At 40.4% G+C, this 10,940-nt stretch carries 6 protein-coding genes and 1 pseudogene; all 7 read left to right on the plus strand.

Going from position 1 to position 10,940, the window contains the following annotated elements:
- Positions 1-137 precede the first annotated feature (137 nt).
- Positions 138-527, plus strand: a pseudogene (locus IM500_RS22505) (restriction endonuclease); the annotation flags it as partial.
- Between the two features lie 59 nt (positions 528-586).
- The gene (prfC, locus tag IM500_RS22510) at positions 587-2,221 is read left to right on the plus strand and encodes a peptide chain release factor 3 (protein ID WP_079206484.1); all 1,635 of its coding nucleotides are present in this window, start codon (positions 587-589) and stop codon (positions 2,219-2,221) included.
- 113 nt (positions 2,222-2,334) lie between these two features.
- On the plus strand, positions 2,335-3,045 hold the full coding sequence (locus IM500_RS22515) for a lysophospholipid acyltransferase family protein (protein WP_190721287.1): 711 nt from the start codon (positions 2,335-2,337) through the stop codon (positions 3,043-3,045).
- A 394-nt stretch (positions 3,046-3,439) separates the two neighbouring features.
- Positions 3,440-4,423 carry a GntR family transcriptional regulator gene (locus IM500_RS22520; RefSeq protein WP_287739573.1) on the plus strand — a complete coding sequence of 328 codons (984 nt, stop codon included), beginning with the start codon at positions 3,440-3,442 and terminating at the stop codon, positions 4,421-4,423.
- A 323-nt stretch (positions 4,424-4,746) separates the two neighbouring features.
- Positions 4,747-5,871, plus strand: coding sequence for a vWA domain-containing protein (locus tag IM500_RS22525; protein WP_287739574.1), 1,125 nt, complete (start codon positions 4,747-4,749; stop codon positions 5,869-5,871).
- 17 nt (positions 5,872-5,888) lie between these two features.
- The gene (locus IM500_RS22530) at positions 5,889-9,035 is read left to right on the plus strand and encodes a tubulin-like doman-containing protein (RefSeq protein WP_287739575.1); all 3,147 of its coding nucleotides are present in this window, start codon (positions 5,889-5,891) and stop codon (positions 9,033-9,035) included.
- Positions 9,036-9,135: 100 nt separating this feature from the next.
- Positions 9,136-10,940, plus strand: a 1,805-nt coding sequence (locus tag IM500_RS22535; protein ID WP_287739576.1) for a methyl-accepting chemotaxis protein, incomplete at its 3' end; no start/stop codon positions are given.

Here is a 10,940-nt window from a genome sequence, read left to right on the forward strand (position 1 = left end):
AAAATTTTGCCTCAAACCCTATCTGCGTAAGGAATTCAGGATTTTGTGTCCAGTAGTCCATTAGTATTATATTGCTTTAACTCAGGCTCTGTAAGACTTTTAGCCATAGCTAGTATGTTTATACGGGGGAAGTTCAGTTATATAAAACTGGTCGAACAAATGCCAATGACGGGGGGATAGATTTTGTCATGAAACCCCTAGGTCGATTTTTTCAAGTTACGGAAACGATAGCTGCTGATAAATATTTTTTAGATATTGATAAAGTGCAAAAATATCCCATTACTTTTGTGGTTAAAACCGAGCAGACTTGCGAGGAAATTTTAGAAAAAGTTGCGGAGCAAGCTAAGATAAGATACAAGATCAGGGCAATTGTCGAAAGATATCTAGAATCGGTAGAGGAAGTGATCAATATTCCCGAATTAATCAACCGTTTTGAGCGGGTTTTAGCTCAAGGTAAAGGAGGAGCGGTAATTGCAGAAATGGTTTTACAGAGCCGGATTGAGTTTAACCTAGAATCAGAGCCATAAAGATATCTAACTCCCCAGCTAAACTAGAATAGAAAGATAGGAAAGCGATCGAAATTAGAATGACGACCGAAATTGAAAAAGAACTAGAAACCAGCGAAGCTGTCTTGGAAAAACGGCGAAATTTTGCCATTATCTCCCACCCTGACGCGGGAAAGACCACCCTGACCGAAAAACTGTTACTATACGGGGGTGCAATCCATCAAGCGGGTGCAGTCAAAGCAAGACGCGACCAACGCAAAGCCACCTCCGACTGGATGGAAATGGAAAAACAACGGGGAATTTCGATTACTTCCACGGTTTTACAGTTCGATTATCGTGATTTTCAGATTAATCTCCTCGATACTCCCGGCCACCAAGATTTTAGCGAAGATACCTATCGTACCCTAGCCGCTGCCGATAATGCGGTGATGTTAATCGACGCGGCCAAAGGTTTGGAACCGCAAACGAGAAAACTCTTTGAAGTGTGCAAACTGCGTCAGTTGCCTATCTTTACCTTTGTTAACAAAATGGATCGCCCCGGCCGCGAACCTCTGGATTTATTGGACGAAATCGAGCGAGAATTAGGATTACAGACCTATCCCGTCAATTGGCCGATCGGAATTGGCGATCGCTTTCGGGGAGTTTTTGATCGGGCCACCCGAACCATACACCTGTTTGAACGTCGCTCCCACGGCTCTCAGGAGGCGCAGGAAACCGTGATCGAGCTTGGCGACCCCAAAATTGAAGATCATCTCGAAAAAGACCTGTATTACCAGTTAAAAGAGGATATAGAACTGCTCTCGGAATTGGGTGCGGAATTGGATTTGCCAGCAGTCCACGCAGGAGAAATGACCCCGATCTTTTTTGGTAGCGCCATGACCAATTTTGGGGTGAAATTATTCCTAGAATCCTTCCTCGACTATGGATTACCACCCAGAGGACGCAATTCCTCCCTCGGTGTCCTTGATCCCACCTATCCCGATTTCACCGGTTTTGTCTTCAAACTGCAAGCAAACATGGATCCCAAACATCGGGACCGGGTAGCCTTTGTGCGGGTATGTACGGGGAAATTCGAGAAGGATATGGTAGTAAACCACGCTAGAACCGGTAAAACTATCCGTTTATCCCGTCCTCAGAAGCTTTTTGCCCAAGATCGGGCAGTTATTGAAGAAGCTTATCCCGGAGATGTGATCGGATTGAATAACCCCGGGGTCTTTGCGATCGGTGATACGATTTATATGGGTAAAAAGCTCGAATACGAAGGTATTCCCTGTTTTTCTCCCGAATTATTCGCCTATCTCAGAAATCCTAACCCTTCCAAGTTCAAACAGTTTCAAAAAGGAGTCTCGGAATTACAGGAAGAAGGGGCCGTACAGATATTATCCTCGATCGATGAATTTAAACGCGACCCAATTTTAGCCGCCGTCGGTCAATTACAGTTTGAAGTGGTGCAATTCCGTCTTTTAAGCGAGTACGGAGTCGAAACTACCCTCGAACCCCTAGCCTATAGTTTAGCCCGTTGGGTAGCCGGGGGTTGGGCCGCTTTAGAAAAAGCAGGTAAACTCTTTAATACTCTAACTGTCAAAGATTACTGGGGTCGTCCCGTCTTATTATTCAAAAATGAGTGGAATTTACAGCAAGTCAAAGAAGATCATCCCTCTTTGCAATTAAACTCGATCGCACCAGTAGGATCGGGAGTACAACCCCAATCCTAACCCTTAATCCCCCAAGACAATTGCCGAACTGGTCAGGACAAGATGGCGACCCCCCAGACAACTAGACTAAAGTAGAAGAGGTCAGAAAGTCTCGATCTTTCCTAACACTTCGGATGTCTCAAAGCACTATCGTTGACGAGTCCCTCACCATTAGAAAAAGTCCTGCTGTCAATTCCCGAATTAATCCCTGTTTAATTCGCTTTTGTTATTTTCTGGGAAATTATCTGGTTTTACCAGCTTTTTTCAGCAAAATAACGGTTAAGGGACAAGAAAATATTCCCCTAACGGGGGGGGTCATCCTTGCACCTACCCATCGTTCCCGTTGGGATGCGCTGATTTTACCCTACGCGGTGGGACGCTTAGTTAGTAGACGCGATTTGCGCTTTATGGTTTCCGCTAACGAGATGAAAGGGGTGCAAGGTTGGTTGATCCGACGTTTGGGGGGTTTTCCCGTCAACACCGATCACCCCGGTATGGGTAGTCTGGTCCATAGCGTCGAACTTTTGGCCGCGGGGGAAATGGTGGCGATTTTTCCGGAAGGGGGTATCTGTCGCGATCGAGTGGTTCATCCTCTTAAACCGGGGGTAGCGCGGATCGCGTTGGAAGTTAAGATCATGAAACCCGATGCAGATATCAAGATTTTGCCGGTAAGCATTAGTTATAATCAGCCTTACCCCGGATGGGGAAGCGAAGCGACAGTAAACATCGGTCAAGGGATTAATGTGCTTGATTATCAACAAAATTCGCTAAAACGGGAAACTGTCCGCTTAACCAAAACCTTGAGCGATCGCTTAAAACTTCTCCACGAGGATCGATCACCTTAATCAGCTGTTGATACTAAATCCTGTTCAAAAAGTATAGTATAGTGGGGGGGTCACTGCGTGCGCGTTGCGGGGGGAAATGGGGTGATAGGGAGGTGGGGTGTGGGGAGAAACAATTCATAACTTGAGAGTTAATCACACTATTAAAAACGGATTTGGTATGACTATCTACCCCATGAGTGGGATTTCAGGGACGGATTAAAATGATTGTTTTAACTATTTTTAAGTAAAAAAGTAGCTTTTCTAGTTTAAATAAATAATATCTTGTTTTTTTCTGCTTCTAGCTCCTGAATACTGCCTCGGAAACCCATCAGATCAGGGAAGATGTCCGATTACAGCAGAGGGTCTAATGATAGAATGGGCATCAGCGAAAGTAGTTTGTGAGTGAAGTGATCCGATGCAGTTCCAAATCCAGCCCGACAGTGAAATACCCGCCTCTAAGCAATTATTTGACCAAATTCGCTTCGCTATCGCCTCTCGTCAGTATCCCCCGGGCCATCGTTTACCTAGCACCCGTCAACTAGCTATGATCACGGGATTACACCGTAATACGATAAGTAAAATTTATCAGCAACTGGAAGACGATGGGTTAGTAGAATCCATAGCAGGTTCGGGGATTTATGTCAAGGCTCGCGGGCATGAAAACGATAATTTATTGGGTTCGCCCCTATTGGCACAAAATCCAGAAATAGGCCGACTAATTCGCCAGAGTTTGGCTGGTTTTCTCGCTCAAGGTTTAACTTTAGAGCAAATTCGCGAGTTATTACTGGCGGAAATCGATTGGCGATCGCAGTGTCGTTCTCAAGTTCTTGTCACCATTCCCCGTCACGATTTGGGTGCCGGAAAACTAATGTTGAGAGAATTAGAGCAATCCCTCAAAATTCCCGTCCAATTAGTGGCAATGGAGGATTTAGCCCAAGTTTTAGCCAATACTAAATCTGCCACTGTTGTCACCAGTCGCTATTTTATCAGTGTGGCGGAGGAAATTGCCGCTCCTTTTCACCTACGAGTCATTCCCATCGATATCTACGATTACAGCAAGGAATTGGCATTAATCAAAAAATTACCCACCGATAGCCGTTTGGGGATTGTCAGTATTAGCACCGGTATTATTAAGGTGGCCGAAATTTTAATTCATAGTTTACGGGGCGATGATTTATTAGTTATGTCTGCCCAAATTCATGAAACGGATAAGTTAAAAGTTTTAGCTCGAACTTCCCAGACAATTATCAGTGATCAAGCGAGTTATACTTTAATTAAAAATCTGATTAATGAAGTGCGATCGGATTTAATTCGTCTGCCAGAAATTATCTGTAGTGATAATTATATTGGGGATAAATCAATTCAATTGCTAAGACGAGAATTAGGATTGGGTGGTTAGAGGATAAGCTAGGACACATTTTAACCTCTGAATCTCCCCCCTTTACTGTTACCTCTTGCCTTATCTCAACAAGCAATTTAAGTAGGGAGGCACAATTATTTGTAGGATGGGTTAGCGGTAGCGTAACCCATGCTGGCGTTGGGTTTCATGCTTCAACCCAACCTACGTTCTTTAAAATTTAGTTTACTCTATGGTTACTATTGACAATAACCTAGGGCAAATCGAGAATAAAAGCAAAAAAAACTTTTAAGAAGTATTAATTTTTTAGTACAATGGGGCAAGGATAGGGATAAGCTCAATTTTTCACTCTCGGACGAGGTTAGATGAAAAGTGCTGACTGTTTAACGGTATCCCCCGGGGAACCGCTTACCGATTGGCAAAAACTCGGATTAGATTTGGTGGCTCGTTGGCAGGGACGAGATGTTATCCTAGCGATCGATCTTACCGGCAGTGTTAACTTTAATGATGAAGGACGCACGCGCCTCGGTCAAATTATTCGCGATAGTTTAAAAAATAACGATTCCGTTTATTTAGTCCCCTTTGCTGATAATGTTCAACCGATTACAGAACCGATTTTAATTCGCGGAAGGGAAGATATAGACGCGGTTTTAAAGGCGATTCCTTGGCAATCTAGCCAAAGTGCTAAAAATACCGATATTCAGCGCGCAGAATGGCACGTTTATCCCCGACTGGCACGCTTAAATCAGTGTCGTTTAACTGCCAATCAAGCTATCAAACCCCTGTCGGTAGTTTGGATTACCGATGCACCCCTTTCTACCGCTGCGGGGATTACTTCACAACAGTGGATAGAAACCCCAAAAAATAGCCCTTTTCGTCTTGCTAATTCTCCCGAAAGTTTGGAAAGACAAAACTGGCTTAATTCCCTACCAATTAATCTAAGAACTCAAGAAATTACTGCCACTAACGGCAATAAATATAAACTATCAGTGGTCGATATTGCTCCCACAGCACAAGAGTTTTGCACTCCCGCACCGGGAGGACAAGAAACCTGTTTGATTAATCCTTATCTCTTGAGTCAGTTATGGTTGCCAGCATTGGTAATTACATTAATGGGAATTGGGGGAATAGTAGCGAGTATTTTGGGAATTCGTCACTGGTTGCTGTTAAATACTGCTTGGACTATTGAAGTCTCATCTTATCAGGATGAAGATGAAACCCAAAAATATATTTTAAAAACATCCGAAAGAATTAACATCGGTGGTGATGAATATCATAAGAATACCATTCCTTGTCATGGGGAAGAAATTCGCTGCTATTTAGAAAGACGCGGCAATCAGTTATATCTGAAACCCACTAAACAAGCAGAGATTTTTTATCGAGGTAATCAACTAACTCAGGAGGTGAAGATAGATAAAAATTACCTGACTTTAACCTATCACCATAACCATCAAGATTTCGACCTACAAATTCAGATTAGCAAAAAATAACTCAGGAGATTTAAACCATGGCTAACACCAGTCAAACCCGCGCTATCAAACGGACAATTATCATCGGATTAGGTGGTACTGGTCGAGATGTGTTAATGAGAATTCGTCGCTTTATTATTGATAAGTATGGGAAGTTATCTAACCTACCCGTTGTCAGTTTTGTTCATATTGACACAGACAAAAACGCTTTCAATGGTTCGGGTTTACCCACAGGAAATAGCTATCACGGAGAAGAAATTCTTTTATCAGCTGCTGAAAGAGTATTCATTAATATGAATGCTCAGGATGTTAACAATCTCACCTATGAACTTGAACACAAAACTCTTTTTGAAAGTCCCTTTTCCCATATTGCAAGCTGGTTAGACCCAAGACTAAAAAAACAAATAACTTCCATTGAAAATGGTGCGGGAGGTATTCGTCCCGTCGGTCGTTTAGCTTTCTTCCATAACTATCAAAAAATTCAAGAGGCAATTGAAGCAGCGGAAAGACGAACTTCTGGTCATGAATCCTTTATGTTTAGCGGTAAAGTTAATGGTCAAAGTTTTAATGTCCAAGGGGGGTTAAATGTCTTTGTTGTCGGTTCTTTGTGTGGGGGAACTGGTAGCGGTATTTTCCTCGATGTGGCCTACACTTTGCGTCATATTTTACAACAAACCACCGAATATACATCCTTTGGTTATTTGGTAATTAGTCCTAAACTTTATGGTGATGGGGCAATTATGAGAGCTAATACCTATGCAGCTTTGAAAGAGTTAGATCATTATAGCAATGAAAGTAATTCCTTTCAAGCCTGTTATGATAAACAAAATTTCGTCAACATCGATGAAAAACGTTCTCCTTTTGATTTTGCCTACTTAGTTTCTAATCGCACTGCGGGAGATTACCAGATTAATAACAAAGGTAAATTATGTAATGTCATTGCTTACAAGATTTTCTTGGATTTTGCCGATGAGTTATCTCTCCCCATTAAAAGAAATCGGGATAACCATAAAGACCCGATGATTCGTAAAGATAATCATCCTTTTCAGATGTGTCAAGGTTATATGTCCTTTGGACTAGCGAGGATTTATTTTACTCGCGACCGAATTGTGCAGATTGGTCTTAATCGTTTTAGTCTCAAATTAATTAAATTTTGGTTAGAGGGATACGGTCAAAGTCCCAGTGGACAAGAGTTATTAAGTAAGTTCCTAGCTAATTGGAGTACCCAAAGTAATAAGGATTATTTTACTGCCAGATTGGAAGAAGCAACCCTAGAGAATAATAAAACTTTTTCTAAGACTTTAACCTCTTGGAAAAATTCCCTAGAGGAAGAAATATCCAATAGTCAAGATTTGGAGAATTTACCCCAAACCGTCAAGCAATCCCTAGAAAAAGAGTTTCGCAAAGTACAAGGGGGAGAAACAGATAGCAGTCGCGGAATCTGGTTAACTCTGACCCAACAAACTCAACCTAAATTAATCGAAAAATTTAAGTCAGATATTGACCAATTTTTGGAGATTCTTCTTAATCCTGATAGCCTAGAATTTTCTTTGGAAAATAGCCTATCTTTTTTGGTCGCTTTACAGGTACAGATTAATACCTACAAGGGGAATCTAGAGGAATTATCTCAGGATAATAAAGGGTTTCATTCCTCGGAAAAAATTGATAACATTTGGCGAAATGTTAAACAAACTCTCGAAGATATAAACGGGAAAAAGTCTGTCTTCAAGATGTTCAATAAAAATGCCAATAGTGAGAGAATCAAGTCCGAGTTAAGAGACTACGTTCAAAGCGGACAAAAATTAATTCAGCATAACTTTAATTTCAGCATCAATGGGGAATCCAGAAAGATTGTTGAAGCGATTCTCAAGCATATTTCCAGTCGAATGCTGCAGATACAACAACTGAAAGAATCCCTATATCAGCTAATCGCAGAATACGATAAATACGAACAGGAGTTAATGCAGTTAAATCTCGACGAGATGACTGGGGAAGGTATTTTCCCAGAGGAGAATATTGATAACTGTATCCCGGACAGTAACTCCCGAACTCAATACATTTCCGTTAGCCAAAAAGTCACCAATAATTTAGGCTATAATGCTTCACTATTCAGTTTATTTAGCCAATCTTTTGTTATTGACAATGAAACTCTCAAAGAGACTCTAACAGCAACAATAGAGAAACAGTTTCAATCGGTAAGCACTAATAAAATTGATGCAGTAATTAAGCGATTTATGGGTCAATATAAACCCCATGATTTTCCTGAACGCTTGGCGCAAATTCTGCGAGAAGCTGATTTAATGTTACCCATAAATGTTAATGATGCTTACTATCGTTTGCATACAGATAAAGCATTACTAATTGGGACTAAGGATGATAATTCACCCACCATGCAAAGATTTATGAAGACTCTTGAATCTGATTTAAATATTAATCTGGGGACTTCTTTTGAATCAATTCAAACGGACGAAGAAATCCTAATTACCTACGAGTTTGGTGGGTTTCCCCTAAGAATCATTACTGATTTATCTGGGTTACAAAAAATCTATCAAGACCAAAAGAGAATCAGCATTTTACACAATGATTACAGGATAGATTTTGCTGATATTATCCCACCACCTGCAAAATTAATTGAGGAATTAGAGTTTATTTTCTATCCCGCAATTGCTCTCGGTTTACTGGAATACGATGAGGAAGATGATACTTATCAATTAGTCATCGAAGGCGATTTATTTAACAATAAGTCCATCATTGACATTAGCGGTAATTGGCGACTTGCTTTAGAACAATTTGCTTCTCGTAAGGACATGATTAATGCTTTGCAGGTACTGCTTAATCAGGCAAAAAATGAGATTTTGGCTAATCCTCCTCTATTATTTACTAACGAGGGTGATTATTTTCAGAACGTCAGCTATTTTGTCAACAATGTCAAAAATTTACCTGACCATCACCCCAATTCTCGCTACAAGAATAAGGTAGCTGGACAATATGAAAATGCTCAACAGGAGGCAAAAGAAGGAATTATCACCCGTTTTGTTAATCAACTGAAAATGGAACTAGAAAAACGTGCTGCTGAACAGAAAAAACTAGACAAACAACAGCAAAAGCAACAAACTTTACTGGGAACAAACAATAACATTAGTCAACCCAGTTTACCCCCAGAGGTTAGCACTACTGATGAATGATAAAATTAATCAATCTTAATGATGTTTCCCCAGCTATCTGAGGAAACATTCACCCCCAACTCTCTCTATCAACCACAATTCGAGGTATCTAATAACTATCATGGCATTACTTAACCTTTTTCCCCCCTATCTGATTCTTTTAACTCTAGTCTTGGTTATTTTTCCCACCGTCTTAACTCTGGGAATCCGGATTGCTCTCTATAAACATCTCCAAGAGTCAACTGTAAAAGTCAAGCGCTTAATTCGGGGAGAAAGTCGCGGGGTTCAACCTAAAATTATCTCTAATCTAGAGAATAGATTTAAGATAGCCAGTAGTCAACTAGATGATGTTAATACCGCAGCTTTGGTAGATGGTTTATACCATGAAGAACAATTTACTTTCATGTCTAAATCTCTTAGCTGCGAGAAATGGGATTATTTTGTAAGAGTCTTACCCAATCTCCTCCTCGCTTTTGGTTTGTTGGGAACTTTCCTCGGAATTACTCTCAATCTGACGGGAATTAGCACACTTATCGATATCAATAATGTCGATGTGCAAAGTTTAGGAGAAAAGCTCAAAACTCCCCTAGAAAGTATGGGGATTGCTTTTATCACTAGCTTAATTGGTTTAGCTTGTAGTTCTTTACTGACTGTGATTAACTTAATCTTTAATACCAACCTTGCTAAAGTAAATCTAATTAGTTCCCTAGAAGACTATTTAGATAACATCTTGCAGCCGACTGTAGAAGGGAATAGTCGCTTGGATAAAGCGGTTAATCGCATGGTGGATAAACAGCAAGCATTTCTGACTAACTTTCATACTGAGGTGACGAGAGTATTAGAATCTTCTTTAGGAAAAGTTGCCAAAGAAATTGCTGATGGTAATCAGGAAACTGCTAAGTTAGTCACCCAGGTTTGTGAAAGATTAACTGAAACTGCGGGAACTTTATCTACCGGTGCGACGACTTTTCAGCGTTCAGCTTTTGAACTTAACGAGCAAGTACCAATTATCACGCAAGCAAACCGAGAGTTTACAAAATCCTCTCAGGAACTAAAAAATAGTGTACTGCTTTTTAAACAAGCGTCAGAGTTAATTGAAAAAAGTAACTTCTCTGGTAATATCGAAAGGTTTACCGCTAGTTTAGCAGAAACTCAAGGGAGATTTTCTCAATCCACTGCACTACTAGAGCAGAATATCGGGGAGATTATCAGCAGTAATAAAAGAGCTAACGATTTAGCAGAACAAGTGTATTTAAATATCCAAGAATCTTCTCAAAAATTACAAAATAGTGCGCTAGGTTTTCTGGAAGCTTCCGAAAAAATCGAAAGTAGTCAATTTGCTGATAAGTTAGTGCAAGCAACCGCAGATTTAATGACTGCTCATCAACAGTTTGCCGATTCTACTACAGATTTAAACCAATCAACTCAATCTCTAGCTTCTTTAACTCAAGACTTCCAGCGTTCAATGACAACTATGGTTGAGTTAGGAATAAAAATTACTGACTTGAATCAAAAATCTGAGACAATCCTAGAACAAAATCAGCAACGCTCAGTCACCGAACAAGAAAAGTTATCTAACATCCAGGGAGAATTAGTAAAATTAATCGAAACTGTGAAAACCTATCAAGACAGTTTTAACTCCGAGTCGAAACAATTAGGAAACCAATTTATCAATCGTCTCGATGAAAGACTCTCCCAAACCTCCGATAAAATTCTCACTGCTTCCCATGGGATTGAGCGCTCTAGTAATAATCTCGATGTGACTAATGCTAACTTGTCTCGGTTAATTGATACAGTGACAGAGCAAGTTACTCAAGTCTCTGAGAAAATCCTAGAACAAAATCAGCAACGCTCAGTCACCGAACAAGAAAAGTTACCTAACATCCAGGGAGAATTAGTAAAATTAATCGAAACTGTGAAAACCTA

Source organism: Microcystis sp. M179S2 (genome assembly GCF_020245805.1).
Classification (GTDB): Bacteria; Cyanobacteriota; Cyanobacteriia; order Cyanobacteriales; family Microcystaceae; genus Microcystis; species Microcystis aeruginosa.